This window comes from Candidatus Kaiserbacteria bacterium (genome assembly GCA_016699245.1).
In the GTDB taxonomy this organism is placed as follows: Bacteria; Patescibacteriota; Minisyncoccia; order Phycocordibacterales; family UBA918; genus Damh-18.
This window is the reverse complement of record CP064968.1, coordinates 916,875-931,168: the sequence shown is the minus strand read 5'-3', so window position 1 is coordinate 931,168 and position 14,294 is coordinate 916,875. Positions and strand designations below refer to the sequence as shown.

At 46.2% G+C, this 14,294-nt stretch carries 16 protein-coding genes and 1 pseudogene; 7 read left to right on the top strand and 10 right to left on the bottom strand.

Features of this window, described 5'->3' with window-relative positions:
- From IPH92_04765 to IPH92_04750, 4 genes and pseudogenes are all read left to right on the top strand, one after another.
- A complete protein-coding gene (locus IPH92_04765) occupies positions 1–369 on the top strand; it encodes a hypothetical protein (GenBank protein ID QQR64838.1) in 369 nt (122 codons plus the stop codon).
- 439 nt (positions 370–808) lie between these two features.
- Positions 809–1,807: pseudogene (gene recA / locus IPH92_04760) on the top strand (recombinase RecA).
- A 59-nt stretch (positions 1,808–1,866) separates the two neighbouring features.
- Positions 1,867–2,100 carry a DUF4258 domain-containing protein gene (locus tag IPH92_04755; GenBank protein QQR64837.1) on the top strand — a complete coding sequence of 78 codons (234 nt, stop codon included), beginning with the start codon at positions 1,867–1,869 and terminating at the stop codon, positions 2,098–2,100.
- Between the two features lie 12 nt (positions 2,101–2,112).
- The gene (locus tag IPH92_04750) at positions 2,113–2,346 is read left to right on the top strand and encodes a DUF2283 domain-containing protein (GenBank protein QQR64836.1); all 234 of its coding nucleotides are present in this window, start codon (positions 2,113–2,115) and stop codon (positions 2,344–2,346) included.
- Between the two features lie 59 nt (positions 2,347–2,405).
- On the opposite strand, the gene IPH92_04745 is transcribed toward IPH92_04750, so the two are convergent.
- Positions 2,406–2,726 carry a hypothetical protein gene (locus IPH92_04745; protein QQR64835.1) on the bottom strand — a complete coding sequence of 107 codons (321 nt, stop codon included), beginning with the start codon at positions 2,724–2,726 and terminating at the stop codon, positions 2,406–2,408.
- A gap of 29 nt (positions 2,727–2,755) precedes the next feature.
- Complete coding sequence (locus IPH92_04740; GenBank protein ID QQR64834.1) at positions 2,756–3,514, bottom strand: RNA polymerase sigma factor; 759 nt, start codon at positions 3,512–3,514, stop codon at positions 2,756–2,758.
- 61 nt (positions 3,515–3,575) lie between these two features.
- On the opposite strand from IPH92_04740, the gene IPH92_04735 reads away from it, so the two are divergent.
- Positions 3,576–4,151 carry an elongation factor P gene (locus IPH92_04735; protein ID QQR64833.1) on the top strand — a complete coding sequence of 192 codons (576 nt, stop codon included), beginning with the start codon at positions 3,576–3,578 and terminating at the stop codon, positions 4,149–4,151.
- Between the two features lie 277 nt (positions 4,152–4,428).
- Here IPH92_04735 and IPH92_04730 read toward each other — a convergent pair whose 3' ends face one another.
- The 4 genes from IPH92_04730 to IPH92_04715 all read right to left on the bottom strand — a co-directional run bounded on the left by IPH92_04730 (position 4,429) and on the right by IPH92_04715 (position 6,678).
- Positions 4,429–4,980 carry a hypothetical protein gene (locus tag IPH92_04730; protein QQR64832.1) on the bottom strand — a complete coding sequence of 184 codons (552 nt, stop codon included), beginning with the start codon at positions 4,978–4,980 and terminating at the stop codon, positions 4,429–4,431.
- 166 nt (positions 4,981–5,146) lie between these two features.
- Positions 5,147–5,341 carry a 30S ribosomal protein S18 gene (gene rpsR / locus IPH92_04725; GenBank protein QQR64831.1) on the bottom strand — a complete coding sequence of 65 codons (195 nt, stop codon included), beginning with the start codon at positions 5,339–5,341 and terminating at the stop codon, positions 5,147–5,149.
- 188 nt (positions 5,342–5,529) lie between these two features.
- On the bottom strand, positions 5,530–5,979 hold the full coding sequence (gene ssb, locus IPH92_04720; protein QQR64830.1) for a single-stranded DNA-binding protein: 450 nt from the start codon (positions 5,977–5,979) through the stop codon (positions 5,530–5,532).
- Between the two features lie 147 nt (positions 5,980–6,126).
- A complete protein-coding gene (locus IPH92_04715; GenBank protein QQR64829.1) occupies positions 6,127–6,678 on the bottom strand; it encodes a 30S ribosomal protein S6 in 552 nt (183 codons plus the stop codon).
- 131 nt (positions 6,679–6,809) lie between these two features.
- Here IPH92_04715 and IPH92_04710 point away from each other — a divergent pair, with 131 nt between their 5' ends.
- Complete coding sequence (locus IPH92_04710; GenBank protein ID QQR64828.1) at positions 6,810–7,748, top strand: D-alanyl-D-alanine carboxypeptidase family protein; 939 nt, start codon at positions 6,810–6,812, stop codon at positions 7,746–7,748.
- Between the two features lie 159 nt (positions 7,749–7,907).
- Entirely contained in the window at positions 7,908–8,480 is a 573-nt protein-coding gene (locus IPH92_04705) for a GGDEF domain-containing protein (protein ID QQR64827.1), read from the top strand.
- Between the two features lie 61 nt (positions 8,481–8,541).
- On the opposite strand, the gene IPH92_04700 is transcribed toward IPH92_04705, so the two are convergent.
- The 4 genes from IPH92_04700 to IPH92_04685 form a co-directional block, all read right to left on the bottom strand.
- The gene (locus IPH92_04700; protein QQR64826.1) at positions 8,542–9,333 is read right to left on the bottom strand and encodes a TatD family hydrolase; all 792 of its coding nucleotides are present in this window, start codon (positions 9,331–9,333) and stop codon (positions 8,542–8,544) included.
- Between the two features lie 2 nt (positions 9,334–9,335).
- The gene (locus IPH92_04695) at positions 9,336–10,742 is read right to left on the bottom strand and encodes a methionine--tRNA ligase (protein QQR64825.1); all 1,407 of its coding nucleotides are present in this window, start codon (positions 10,740–10,742) and stop codon (positions 9,336–9,338) included.
- Between the two features lie 42 nt (positions 10,743–10,784).
- Positions 10,785–12,167: a glycine--tRNA ligase gene (locus tag IPH92_04690; GenBank protein QQR64824.1), complete on the bottom strand. Its 1,383-nt coding sequence runs from the start codon at positions 12,165–12,167 to the stop codon at positions 10,785–10,787.
- A 71-nt stretch (positions 12,168–12,238) separates the two neighbouring features.
- A complete protein-coding gene (locus tag IPH92_04685) occupies positions 12,239–14,263 on the bottom strand; it encodes a hypothetical protein (GenBank protein ID QQR64823.1) in 2,025 nt (674 codons plus the stop codon).
- Positions 14,264–14,294: the final 31 nt, after the last annotated feature.

Genomic DNA, 14,294 nt, shown 5'->3' with positions numbered 1-14,294 from the left:
ATGCACGGAATCAACACTCATACCCTTACCTTAGGGAAAATACTCCGCGTACTCGGTGTGATACTGCTCGCTGCCATTCTCCTTTGGTACGTACACTTTCAGGCACGTAATTTCCTTGCAGGTCCCTCCATCTCCCTCGATGATACCCATGGGGTACTTCATCATGAGCGGAGTATCACACTCACGGGCACCACACACAATATAGTGAAACTCACCCTCAATGGACGAGAGATACACACCAATGAAGCAGGTGCTTTTAAGGAAATACTGGTACTCGAAAGTGGCTACACCATAATGACGCTCGAAGCAAAGGACCGTTTTGGCCGCACCACCACACATACGGAGGAGTATGTGTATGTCGCGGGGTGAGTCAACTCAGTATTGGAGCGTACACACTCTATTTCGACATGCACTTCTGCCTCCAAAACTCTTTTTCGTCACACACCCCTGCTCCGCACGCATAAGTCCTAGAAATATAATCCTTTGGATTATATTTCTAGGACTTTGCTCCGCTCCTCCCTTGGGGGAGTCCGCGAGGCGCATCAGTGGTGTGTGACTCAACGAGTTTTTATGAAAATGGGGACTTTGTGCTCATGGGGGCAATGTGATTTAGGGGATTTTGTGGGGTATACTATATGCATATTTATAAGTCTGGATAATTATTTTTATTGTGGTAGGAAAGAAAAAAGCGACGCCGGCAAAGGCGAAAGTAACGAAGGCTCCCCTCGAGGCAGGAGAGCGACGCGGACTTAGTGATATTGCAGAGACCCTCAGAAGTATCAAAACAAAATTTGGTGATGATTCCATCATGACCTTGAGCAGTACGCACAAAGTAGATGTGGATGCTATTTCTTCTGGCTCTATTGGGCTCGACGAGGCACTCGGCATCGGCGGATATCCTCGTGGACGTATTATTGAAATCTTTGGTCCTGAATCATCGGGTAAGACCACCCTTTCCCTGCACGCAGTAGCAGAGGCACAAAAGCTCGGTGGCATTTGCGCATTCATTGATGCTGAGCACGCGATGGATCCACAGTATGCAAAAAATCTTGGAGTCAAACTTGATGAACTCCTCATTTCTCAGCCAGACAATGGCGAGCAGGCGCTTGAAATCGTAGAATCACTCGTCCGCTCTGGGAAAATTGATGTGATTGTCATCGACTCAGTGGCGGCACTCACGCCAAAGGATGAGATTGAAGGTGAGATGGGTGCACACCATGTGGGTAAGCAAGCGCGTCTCATGAGCCAGGCACTCCGTAAACTCACGAGCAATGTTGCAAAGAGTAGCACAGGTGATTATCTTCATCAACCAAATCCGTATGCAGATTGGAGTGATGTTTGGTAACCCAGAAACTACCCCAGGTGGAAAGGCACTTAAATTCTACACTTCCGTTCGTCTCGACATTCGCCGTATTGCACAGATTAAGAAGGGTGAGGAGGTGGTAGGGCGGTCGTCACCGCGTGAAAGGTGGTAAAGAATAAAGTGGCAGCACCTTTTAAAGCGACTGAGTTTGACCTTATATACAATGAGGGTATCAGTCGTGAGGGTGAACTTCTTGCTCTTGGTGAGAAATATGGATTCATTAAGAAGTCCGGTGCATCGTACTCATACCTCCCTCCCGGAGGTGATGCGAGTGCAGAGGTAAAGCTCGGACGCGGATATGATGCGACACGCACTGCACTCCGTGCCGACAAAAAACTCATGGGTGAACTTATGAAGCATGTTCAAAAGTCATTGAAGAACAATGATGCTGGAGTAAAACAAAAGCATCGGCGTCTGATGAGGAAGTGGGGGGGGAGTAATTGACCAAAACCCAAAAGCCCCGCGGCGTAGGCCGCGGGCTTTTGTGTTATACTATGACTTATATGAAAATAGTGTTTAGTAAGCACTCGCTTCTTCAAATTAAGCAAAGGGATTTGGATAAGGCGAAGGTACTTGCCACTATAGAGCAGCCAGACTTTATAGAACCGACATACAATTTCAGAGAAGAACGATATAGATTGTATGCAAAAAATCACCTTAAGGTGGTTGTGAAAATTGAAGAACTACGTATTGTAGTCGTGACTGCACATTGGGTTGCGAAGCATAAAACCAAGTGATACCATCAACATATGAAAATTACCTACGATAAAGAAGTCGACGCTCTCAGTATGACATTGCGCAAAGGCAAAGTGGCAAAAACTGTGGAGGTATCCCCAGAGATACTTGTTGATTTTGATGAAGCGGGTAACCCACTCTATTTAGAAATTCTCGATGCATCACGCAAAATAGGTAAGAAAGAGATGAATCAAGTTACTGTGGGCACAGCACACATTCCACTTCTTGAACTTGTGGTGGCAAAGTGAATGGACATTAATAGTGCAACACAAAAGCCCCGACAGTGGGGCTTTTGTGTTTCTACTTCCTACACGCGGGCGAAGGCGTAGGTGTTTTTGTGGCGGGGAGAGAACTTAAAGCGAAGAGAGAGCGAGAGGAAAACGAAGATTCCAATAAGGAGAAGGGTCCACAGTTCTGTGGTGCGTACTGCATTGTATGCAAACGTACCGACGTGACTCATCTCAATCTGCGAGAAGTTGTTGATGACATTTCCGAGAGACACAAAACGGGTAAGGACAATCATAATTCCGAGCATCACAAAGCCCTGCCAGAGCCCAGGGAGAGTGGCGAGACGGATTGCATATGCGTAGTAGATACCGCGCATGATCTTTTTTTGTAGTGTTTTCATAATAATAATTGATTATCTTTAGTATTTTTTTATAACTCGCGTTTGTATAAAAAGGTTTCTCTTTCGCCCCCCCCCCCCCCTTTCCCCCCCCCCCCCCCCCTTCCTTTTTCTACAAACCCCCCCGTTTTTTTTTCCCCCCCTCTCCCCCCCCCCCCCGGGGCGCCCCCCGGCGCCCCCCCCCCCTTTCCCCCCCGGTTTCTGCTCAATTGATTACAAAAGCGGCTCCTTCGGCTTCCTTCAAACTCGGCTTTGGCGCGGTGGATGCGGGCTTTCACGGCACCGACGGTCTCTCCTGTTTCTTCGGCGATGTCTTTGTGCGACCAGTGCTCGAGGTAATGGAGGCGGAGTACGCGTGCGAAGTGCCCCGGCATTTTAGCTAATACGCGTTCAATAGCATCCTTGTCTTGATTAAAGGCACTATGCTCTTTCATCTCACCCATCATCTCCATGTACTCGGGATCAAGGAGGAGTGTACGCTTCCCCTCTTTCACGCACTTCTGGTAGCGTGTGAGTGCGGTATTTACCAGAATAGTATATGCCCATGAAGAAAACTTTGCACCTTCGCGAACTTCAAACTTATGTGCGTTTATGTATATTTTTGTAAATGCGTCTTGGACTACCTCTTCTGCATCTTGTTCATTGAAGATAATTGTCTTTGTTTTGCGCAAAAATGCGGCTTGATACCGCTCAAGAATTGCGGTGAAAAGCCATGGTTCTACTTGTACGCGGGCAAGAATAACCTCATCGGGGAGCAACTTCACTGTCTCTGTAGTTGAAAGGCCAAACATATACTGGTACTATGCACCCACTACGGTTAATAATTATTACATATAATACACTAAAAAAGTTATGGCGGTACTTGCGTACAACGAAATTACACTGAAGAAAATCATTATCTGGGACGATGAGCCGTTTCTTGTGCTCGCATCGCATGTTTTTAGAAAACAAAAGCGCAAGCCCGTCAATGTGACCAAGCTCAAAAGCCTTGTCTCTGGTCGTGTAGTAGAACAGACATTCCACTCAAACGAAACCGCTGATGAGGCAGACATGGGTTGTAAGCCAATTGAGTATATCTATGAGAGTAAGGGGGAATACTGGTTTAATACTCCGGGGAAAGCAAGCGAGCGTTTTGCGATTGCTGCTGACGTCGTGGGTGACGGTATTAAGTACATCAAGCCAAAGACGGTGCTCGATGCCCTTCTCTACAATGACAACGTTATTGGTGTCAAAATCCCCGTAAAGGTAGAACTCATGATAAAGGAGACTGCACCTGCGGTGAAAGGAAATACCTCAGGCAATGCGCTCAAGGATGCAACTCTTGAGACAGGTGCAAAGGTGATGGTACCTCTCTTCATCAATGAAGGAGATGTGATTCGAGTGAATACTGAGTCGGGCGAATATACCGAACGCGCTGAGAAGGCCTGATTCGACCAGGAATAGCGACAACTCTTTCTCGGCACGAACTTTCGATACGCACGCATAAGCCCCTAAAACTATTCGGCACCACTTCTGCGATAGGGGTTTTTAAGCTTTGTATTCAATTTCGGCCTGTGTGGCCTTGCGCGAGGCGTCTCGAAAGTTATGCCTCAACGAGTTTAGTACTCGGGCTCGGGATATCTCACACCTCTTTTAAGACCTAGTGTGCATACTAAAAAATCGCGATGCTGGGGGCATCGCGATTTTTGATGGTGGGGTTTGGTAACTACTCGATAAGACCTGGGGGAACATTTTCGAAACTAGGCAAAAGAGCAATTGCGGTTCCACTCGGGAAATCCAACCATGTCCCTCTTATGCGCCCAGAGACTTTCACAAGTACCCTTCCATTTCCGCCATCGCGCGGTGGGCAAAGTACCCGCTCGCCCGTCAAAAGGATGTCTCCCTCTTTAAGTGCCCGCGGTTGCGCGGCATATGCTGTGCGGAGAAAGTTATCACCTCTACCACGTTTAGCAACCCATCCCGTGAGTCCGTATGGTGCGTGATGGTCATAAAATTCTAACCCCAATAGATTCAGAATGTCTGTGCCATCTTCGCTGATCTGTTCAAGGATGATTTCCGGAAAATTGATACTTCTAAAGTTCCGGGACGATTCTCCTTGAGGGATTGAGACGCCCTGTTTGCGTAAAACATTTATCCATTTTACTGATGAAGGAATCCTGCTCTGCTTGCACAAACCTATAAATCGGACAAATTTTTCGGGATGGTACTCTTTCAAACGACACAACAGATTAATGATTTCTTGTTGCAACCTAAACATACGGTGTCATGGCACTTCTCCTTAGGAACGTACACGATCGGGTGATTGCGTATCTGGGAAGGATAATGCCACATCTCTTTAGAAAAGTCACTTGGTTCTTATTTCGCAGTTATATGAGGTATAAAAAACCGCACGCCCTTGGGGCGTGCGGTTTTTTCGTTTTGTCCTACTCCGCAACATATGGCAAGAGAGCCATGAAGCGGGCGCGCTTTACTGCTTGGGCGAATACTCGCTGTTCGCGAGCGGTGTGGCCTGTGCGCTTTCGACTGAACATACGAGCATGTGGGTTCATGTGTGCGCGTAGGCGGAGCACATCTTTGTAGTCGTAATGTTCAACATTTGTTGTTGTTTTCTTTTCCATGTGGGTATTTTAGTTGTTAATGTTTCAAGTTTTCTAAGATTAGTTTTTCTCTAGGACTGATTGCATATTTTAAAGATCAAAATTGCTTTAGATGCGCGGAAGACAAAGAATTTGAGACGAGGCGTACAACAGTACGACGAGTTTCAAATTACTGCAGTCTGACAAAGCAGATGAAGTGATTTTGTTCTTTAAAATGGGATGTCCTCGGGGTTGATGTCCTCTTCTGGGTATTCTGGGGCATTCCCCTTTTGTGGTGTTGCGCTCGGTGCGCTTCCTGCGCCTGCCTCTCGTGGAGCACTACTGCCACCACCGTCGGTACGAGGACCAAACTGTACTCTATCAGCAACAATTTCCGTTCGATAATGCTTTACACCATCCTTCTCCCAAGACTGTGTCTGGAGACGTCCTTCGACGTAGGCGCTCGCACCCTTTTTGAGATACTTTGCACTGTTTTCAGCCTGAACGCCAAAGACCACAACGTTGTGAAAATCTGACTTTTCTACACGCTTTCCCTCTCGGTCTTTGTACGTGTAATTGGTTGCAATACTAAAACTGCAAACCTGCTGTCCACTTGGAAGTGCGCGCATCTCAGGGTCTCGTGTGAGATTCCCGAAAATCATTGCTTTGTTAAGGTACATGCTTAGTTTTTCTTACGAGTGAAACGAGTTAGAAAAAGTTAGCCGTCTCAAAATCCTATTCCTAATGGATTTTGTGACGAAGGAACTCCAATACTCATCTCATCTATTTCTTGTAATACTATATTTCAATCCTCTCTCAGTCTATACTTATACTTTTTCTGGTATTACTCCGTCTTGAGTAATTTTTTCGAGTGACTCTTCGAGTGCTGCTTCTGATACTTCTACATTTTCCTCAACTTCAGTTTGTACTTCTTCGAGGATTTCTTCCTCGTTGATTACCTCTACCATTTTGACTGATTTACGGTTTTCGTGGAAGCGGAATGGGTGCGCTTCTTCTTCTCGGGTGAGTTTGATAAGAAGATGGCGGAACACAGCGCTTTCGGTGCTCAATTCCTCCATGAGTGCAGCCAATTTGTCTGCTTCAAGTTTGAACCTGACCCATCCAAAGTATGCGCTCGTGAACTTGCGGTTCTTGCCCTCCATGGACTTTACGATTGCGTAGACGAGGTCTACCCGCTCAGGAGCTTCTACGTTTACGATTTCTCCGACCTTGGTAATGTGGGCCTTGAGTGACTCAAAGACACCTGCTACTTCCCCTTCAGCAACCGTTGGAAGAACGTGGAAGGCAAACTCATACGTATTTCGCTCATCGAAATTGTCTTGAGTCACCTCGGCTACTGGCATTGTTGATTCTGTCATAATAACTTACATGACTGGAATCGGCTGGATTTCCAACCTATTCCACTAATAATGTGGCGTAACCGTACCATAGATACCACACATTTTCAACCCTATAGCCCTCCTCCCGCCCGTGCTAGAATGAGAGCGCTATGCGCACATTCTTTGCTCGTTTCGGACTCGCTATCACAATACTCCTTATCACTGTGATTGGTGTACTTTCGTACACCCTATATCGTCAAGATGTAGCTATCAATATCTTAAGCGAGACGTATATGCGCACAACAAATGAACTCAGTGCGACACAGGGCACTTTGAGTGAAAAAGAAGCAGGACTTACCGCAAAAGAAATGACGCTCGAGGAAACAAAGGGTGCTCTCGCACTTGCAGAGGAAAACGCAATTGAATTGAGTCGCCTCCTTAAAGAAGAAACGGAACGTAATGATGCCTTTGAGGGCCAAATCAAAAAAGTATCAGGAACTGTGGTAAAGCTCGATAAGCTTTCCAAAATGGATTCTGAACTCCTCATGAAGTACTCAAAAATATATTTCCTTAACGAACACTACGTACCCCCCAAAGTCGTTCCGATTGCTTCAACGTCTTTGCTCCGTACTGATACTCCTGAATACATCGACACCCGTGTTGCACCTTTTCTCACGGATATGTTTGAAGATGCTTTGGAAGATGGTATTGAACTCAAGGTAGTCTCTGGGTATCGCTCCTTTGACGAGCAAAAAAGTCTCAAGAATGCATACACCGTAACCTACGGCTCTGGTGCTAATACCTTCTCTGCTGACCAAGGCTACTCAGAGCATCAACTCGGTACAACGATAGACCTCACCACACCTGCTATTGGTGGCACCTACACCTCCTTTGCGGATACCGAGGCGTACGCATGGCTTCTTGAACATGCACACCGTTATGGTTTTGTTCTCTCCTACCCAAAAGACAATGCGTACTATGTCTTTGAGCCATGGCATTGGCGCTTCGTTGGTGAAGATCTTGCTGACGACCTCCATGACGACGGAAAATCTTTCTACGATACAGACCAGCGAAAAATCGATACCTATCTCATCTCAATTTTTGATTAACGAAGTGAAAGGTGTTTTGGAAAGACCCGTTCTCTATCTAGGGAGAGAGAACGGGCTCTTTTTAGCCACCACAATGGTGGTATAGACAACATGCAAATCCTATAGTATAATCAAAAAGTATTGCTCTTATTTTTTCTTCTCTTGTGAAAGGAATTACTCGTGGAAAAAAGCAAAAAGTCAGTGCCCTGTGCACACTGCAAAGCACTTTTCGACAAACTCAAGGCAAAGTCCGGTATAGATCATCTTACTGGGCTACCGAATCGGCAAGTCTTTGACAAAGTAGTCCGCCGTGAGGTCAATCGCACGACTCGGGGTGTAGGGACCTTGTCTCTTGCCATCCTTGACCTCGACGACTTCAAGCAGGTCAACGACACATACGGTCATCCTGTAGGTGATCGCGTCCTCAAAAAACTTGCCTCAATCCTTAAAAAGGAAACCAGGTCGACGGACATTGTGTGCCGGATTGGCGGTGAGGAGTTTGTGATCATCATGCCAGAGACCCCACTCCAAGGTGCGTGGTCTCATCTCGAGAAGATTCGCATTATCATTGAAAAGAAAATGCGATTCAAAGAGGGTAAGACGAGGTTTTCTGTCACCACAAGTGTGGGTGTTACGACAATCGGTCAGGGGTCTGATATCTCGAGCCAATCTTCACTGTACGTGTGTGCGGACAAGGCACTGTACCTCGCCAAGAAAAACGGGAAGAACAGGGTGTGTACAGTATCATTTTGAAATTGGACAATCGCCCATCAGTCGTCGACAGCAGTGTCGGCGACTTTTTTATTTTTCACGTTTATAGAGTAGCCCCAAACACCCTTCTGGCGTTTTCAAGGAGTGCACATCGCACCTTCTCTTCATCTTCCCCTCGTATTGTAGCAATTCGCTTATACACCTCTTTTACATATCTTGGTTCATTCCTCTTCCCTCGGTATGGTACGGGTGCAACGTAGGGTGCATCGGTTTCCGCATGGAGCATAGCGAGCGGTGCATTTTTGATAACCTCATCATATTGTGAGGCAAACGTAATGACACCAGTGAATGATGTGGTGAATCCTATATCCCAAAACTGCTTTGCTACTGCATAGGTACCTGCAAAAAAGTGTACGTTCCCGAGCACCTTCGCATGTGCTTTGAGGTGACGGAGTGCATCATGATATGCATCCATACTCCCTTCACTGGGGCGAATGTGAAGCATGAGCGGCTTCCCTACTTCATTCGCAAGTTGTATGTGTTTAAGGAACACAGCTTCTTCCTCCCCTTTCATTTCCTTGTCCACGCGAAAATAATCGAGTCCACACTCACCTATAGCCACCACTTTTTCATTCCGAGCAAGTGAGCGAAAATCTTCATATTCAAAAGTCTCTGCGTGTTCACCGCTTGTGTGTGTCGGGTGCATACCGACAGTCGCAAAAACTCCCTCCGCTTCATGGGCGAGCGCCACTGCTTTTTCGCTCGTCGCCTTTCCCGTACCAATATTGATATACGCAACACCCTCAGCGCGGGTGCGCTCGCCCACCTCCTCACCGTCAACGTCAAACGCATCAAGATTTAAATGTGTGTGAATGTCTATGTAGCGAAAAGTCATACCTATACAAGGCGTGGGAAAAGGTTTTCGGGTTTTTTGTTTTCGTGAATTGCAGTTACGATTGCTTTTGATGTTTGTGGCATTACAATACTGAGTGCATGCGCAACCATATTAAGGCGAGAGAGTAGGTACGACACATCATTTTTTGCCGCTTTCTCATCAACTTTTATTTTCTTGAATGGCTCTTCATGTTGGATAAATGCGTCAAGTTCGCCAATCTGTAACCAAATATTATCCAAAGATTTTTGAATAGTTTCATCAGTAACTACTGTGGGGGCATCGTCTGAACTGATATACGAAACACCATAGCTCTCAGCCATTTTCATAACACGCGCTACCAGATTGCCGAGGCCATTTACTAGATTCGCGGTATACCACTCATCGAGACGTTCCCACGTAATGTCGGTATCCTCAAAGGGATGTACGTGACGGAGGAGGAGGTAGCGAGTCGCATCGGTACCATAGCGTTCTACGAGTTCATAAGGACTTATGACATTCCCTATAGACTTACTCATCTTATGACCGTCTGAGGTAATGAAGCCGTGATAAACCACACAGTCGGTAGCGGGAAGTCCTGCAGATCTAAGCATTGCCTGCCACATGATGGATTGGAAGCGAACTTGGTCTTTCCCTGCGAGTTGGAGCGTCTCTCCGTCTACCCAGAATTTCTTATAATTCCCCTCAACATCATCGGGCCATCCAAGTGTGGAGATGTAGTTGGTGAGTGCGTCAAACCACACATACATCACCTGCCCATCATCTCCCGGGACAGGAATACCCCAGTCGAGGCGCGCTTTTTCACGCGAAATACTAAAGTCTTCAAGACCCTTTCGCACAAAGGTAAGCGCTTCTTCACGACGCCACTCAGGTGCGATAACCCCTTCGCGTGAAAGATATTCCTCAAGGTAACTTTGGTATTTTGAAAGTGCAAAGAAGTAATTTTCCTCTTCCACCTGTTCAGGCACCGTGTGATGTTCTGGGCACGTGCCGTCTACCAAATCACTTTCAGTCTTGAAAGACTCGCATCCCACACAGTAGAGGCCACTGTATTTCTTTTTATATATATCCCCCTGTGCGCTGCATCGACGCCATAATTCCTGTGCCGCATAGATATGCTTTTCATTTGTCGTACGTACAAACGCATCAAAAGAAAGGCCAAGTGCTTCTTTGAGTTTCAGAAACTCATTCGCGTAGTGATCTACGTACGCCTGCCTGGACTCTCCTTTTTCATCTGCCTTCTCCGCTATCTTTTGCCCATGTTCGTCAGTGCCGGTACTAAAAAATACCGTATCGCCACTAAGGCGCCACGCGCGCGCAAGTACATCTGCCTGTATGACCTCAAATGCAAAGCCGATGTGTGGATCGGCGTTCACATACGGAAGTGTGGTAGTGATGTATTTACTTTTCATTTTTATGTGTTGCCCTAGGGTAACCCTGTGACACCATTTGTTTTATTTTTGTAAATAGGGTATGAGTTCAGAAATAGCGATACGCTCCTGTGTGCCGGTGTCGCGGTTTCTCACGGTGACGGTGTCTTTCAATTCTGGTTTTTCTTCCCCTAAAGTGTCGAAGTCAATCACGATACATGATGGGGTACCAATCTCGTCCTGGCGGCGGTATCGCTTACCAATATTACCATTATCGTCCCACGCGATATTGCCAAACTCCTTTTTGAGCATAAGGAAAACCTCACGTGCCTTTGCGACGAGCTCCGGCTTATTCTTCAAAAGCGGTGAGACCGCAGCGCGGTATGGCGCAAGATGTGCGGGAAAGCGGAGCACGGTACGTACTTCCCCATTCATCTCGTCTTCGCTGTATGCCTTTGCAATCACGGCGAGTACGGTACGTCCCAAGCCAAAGGTTGGCTCGATAACATGCGGAATACTTTTCTCGCCCGTTTCAGGCTCGGTGTAGCGAAGATCTACCTTGCTGTGTTCCATGTGATTTCTGAGATCAAAGTCAGTACGGTATGCAATACCGCCAATCTCCTTGAAGCCAAATGGATACTTGAAGTAGAAGTCCATCGTGCGCTTGCTGTAGTGCGCGCGGTCGTGTCCGTCGACTTCAACTTCTTTATAATCCTCAAGTGCAAAGCCGAGTGATGCAAACCATTCGTGATACTCAGCGCGCCACGCTTCAAACTGTGCTTCCCATTCTGTTTCTTTAATGAAATACTCAAACTCCATAATCTCAAGTTCACGCACACGAAAGATGTAGTCGCGCGGAGCAATCTCATTCCTAAACGAGCGACCTATTTGTGCAATACCAAACGGAAGTTTTGGGGAGAAGGAATCAAGGATATTTTTGAAATTCGTAAACATTCCCTGCGCAGTCTCACCACGAAGGTATGCAAGTGATTCGTCACTCTCTACTGCGCCCATATAGACTGGGAAAAGAAGATTGAAGACTTTTGGCTCTGAAACAGGATTCCCTTCGGGACTTTTTATATTGTGCTCTTTCAGTTTTGCCGTGAGTTCACCGATGGTAAGACCTTCCGCAGTGTGCCCTGCATCCTCAAGGAGGTGGTCTGCGCGGTAGCGCTTCTTTGAGACAAGGTCTTCAACCAGTGGGTCGTTGAATGTGCTGGTATGCCCCGACGCTTTCCAGATAGATGCACTCGAAATAAGTGACGCGTCGATACCAAACATATCCGTACGATCATCCACAAACTGCTTCCACCACAGGTGTTCAATACGCTTTTTGACCGCGAGTCCCAGAGGACCATAGTCAAAAGTACCTGCAAGCCCGCCATAAATTTCTGAGCCTTGGTATATGAATCCGCGTCGTTTACACAGCGAGATTATCTTATCCATGGTAATTTGGGTTTCGTTCATACGATATGATGGATTACGGAAATAATCCTCTACTATATATACTTTATATGAAGTTTCAAGGTGAGACCTTTTTATTCGATAACCCTCCCTCCTGATGGGGCTCCCGACGGTTCATTCATGAGCACTGTAGAAATCGGAGCGTTTGAATCTTTTATAGCTGTCTCAGTGTATGTGTCAATTCCGGTAAAATACTGACGGCCAATAATCTGCGGGAACGTGTCGACTTGAGACATACTTGGAGTGAATGACACCTGTACAGAAGCGTTTTCTTCGGTATTAGCTGCCAAATCTCCGATAGCCCACTTCATCATACGTGTGTTTGGGTTGTATGATATCTTATCGCCTTCGGTTACTGTATCAAGCCACTTCACGTACTGTGGCAGTTCTGCAGTCATTTCTCCTTGTTTAAGATTATTGTTTCCTGACTTAATGGTGAAATCAAGAGTATACTCAGTGGTCTTTTCTACCTCAGGCGGAATGGGGCCTTCATTTTTAAATGGACCACTCTTATGCAACGCTTTTGCGAGGAATGTGGCGGCACTTTGAATTTTAATAAGTTGTTTTGTGTTACCTACCAATTCTTGTGGAACTCTATCCTCAAAAATACGCTGACCACGTGTAGTCACACTAAGTGTGATGGTGGGGGTACTTTCAACGTCTTCTGATGGATCAATTGAAAATGTCACCTTTCCGTCCTTTCCGGGAAGAATCTCTTTCAACACAGAAGTGTCTGTGCCATCCCATGAAATAGTGTTTTTTGTTGAATCATAATATCCCTCAGAAGAGCGCACATTGAACTCATTGAGTGCATTTCCTTCCAATGCAACAGATATTTTTGCGTCATACAAAATAGTATCGAGCGTGTTTTCGAACTTTAGGTCAACACGCACCGCGTCCCCTTTATCAACAACAATCGTATCCCCGTTTTTACCATTCACCGTAATATGTGTGTCTAAAAATGGCCTTTCAACGAGAGCTTCAATTTCAGTTTGGGCCAAGATTGAGGAAATCTGCATCTTATTACTTGAATCCGCAACTCCAACCTTTGCAGAAAACTTACGCACCTCATCATCAAACCCCGTAATTACCCCCTTCACCGTAATCACCTTTTTTTCGCCGGGCTTCAATGTTGCGATTTTCCACACATCTTCTCCTGAGACTGTGTCGGGGTCAGACTCTGTAAAATCAAATCCGCCAGGATATGACATTTTTACAAGAACGTCGGTAAGAGGGATATTGGCGTTTGATTGCACGGTGAGCGGAAGTACGTATTCTTGTCCCGTAGAAACAGTCTTAAGTGCATTAAAAGTAATCACCACGGGTGAGGTACCAATATTTATATTGAGTGGCTCGGCATCTTTATTAAAGGTCGCATTTGAGCCAGCAATCCGGTACTCAATAGACACCTTGATATCCTTTTTTTCATTCTCTTCACCAAAGACACGCGCACTTAATTCCACATTAATGAGTTCCCCACTTCCGATTTGATTGAGTTGTTTACGCTCAACATCCAATTCTGCATCGCCTGTGGCACTTTGCGTCCCTGCTGGGTATTCAATAATAAGTGTTGCGGATTGAATAGGAACACCATTTTGGTTGGATACCGCAACTTGGAAAGGAAGTAATTCACCCGCGCCAACAGTATTTTGCCCTGTGACCGTAAGCGTGATGTTGTCACCTGAAATCGTGTTGTTACCTGAAAACATAAGAAAGCTCGCTGTTGCAACAGCACCTATAAAAAAGAGTATCCCAGTGAATGCAACAATTTTTCGAAATGAACGGCGACGTTTCATAGTAGTAGTATACGACACCGTCTCATCAACTGACTTACTCTGAATGTCTGCATCTGTCTGAGAAGCAACTTTAGCTTCTTCGGTCTCAGGAGGAAGCGTGCTGTGCGGTACCATTGCTCGCGGTGGTACCGCGTGATGCGCCACTCCATCCAAAGTATTCCCCCGCGCATAGAGTCGTTCACGCAAACTTCGAATACGTTCGGCCTCAGCTATTGCTGCCTTCGCCACTTCTTGTGGTGTTGGTTGTTTTTTCTCTCCGTCAGCAGTCTCGGGTGGTGTATTTTTTGTTTCCTCAGTGTCCATATCGCATGAGTATACCACAATACTCCTATCC

Coding starts and splice junctions, on each gene's coding strand:
- IPH92_04765 (QQR64838.1), top strand. CDS start 1: ATGCACGGAATCAACACTCATACCCTTACCTTAGGGAAAATACTCCGC.
- IPH92_04755 (QQR64837.1), top strand. CDS start 1,867: ATGAAAATAGTGTTTAGTAAGCACTCGCTTCTTCAAATTAAGCAAAGG.
- IPH92_04750 (QQR64836.1), top strand. CDS start 2,113: ATGAAAATTACCTACGATAAAGAAGTCGACGCTCTCAGTATGACATTG.
- IPH92_04745 (QQR64835.1), bottom strand. CDS start 2,726: ATGAAAACACTACAAAAAAAGATCATGCGCGGTATCTACTACGCATAT.
- IPH92_04740 (QQR64834.1), bottom strand. CDS start 3,514: ATGTTTGGCCTTTCAACTACAGAGACAGTGAAGTTGCTCCCCGATGAG.
- IPH92_04735 (QQR64833.1), top strand. CDS start 3,576: ATGGCGGTACTTGCGTACAACGAAATTACACTGAAGAAAATCATTATC.
- IPH92_04730 (QQR64832.1), bottom strand. CDS start 4,980: ATGTTTAGGTTGCAACAAGAAATCATTAATCTGTTGTGTCGTTTGAAA.
- rpsR (QQR64831.1), bottom strand. CDS start 5,341: ATGGAAAAGAAAACAACAACAAATGTTGAACATTACGACTACAAAGAT.
- ssb (QQR64830.1), bottom strand. CDS start 5,979: ATGTACCTTAACAAAGCAATGATTTTCGGGAATCTCACACGAGACCCT.
- IPH92_04715 (QQR64829.1), bottom strand. CDS start 6,678: ATGACAGAATCAACAATGCCAGTAGCCGAGGTGACTCAAGACAATTTC.
- IPH92_04710 (QQR64828.1), top strand. CDS start 6,810: ATGCGCACATTCTTTGCTCGTTTCGGACTCGCTATCACAATACTCCTT.
- IPH92_04700 (QQR64826.1), bottom strand. CDS start 9,333: ATGACTTTTCGCTACATAGACATTCACACACATTTAAATCTTGATGCG.
- IPH92_04695 (QQR64825.1), bottom strand. CDS start 10,742: ATGAAAAGTAAATACATCACTACCACACTTCCGTATGTGAACGCCGAT.
- IPH92_04690 (QQR64824.1), bottom strand. CDS start 12,167: ATGAACGAAACCCAAATTACCATGGATAAGATAATCTCGCTGTGTAAA.
- IPH92_04685 (QQR64823.1), bottom strand. CDS start 14,263: ATGGACACTGAGGAAACAAAAAATACACCACCCGAGACTGCTGACGGA.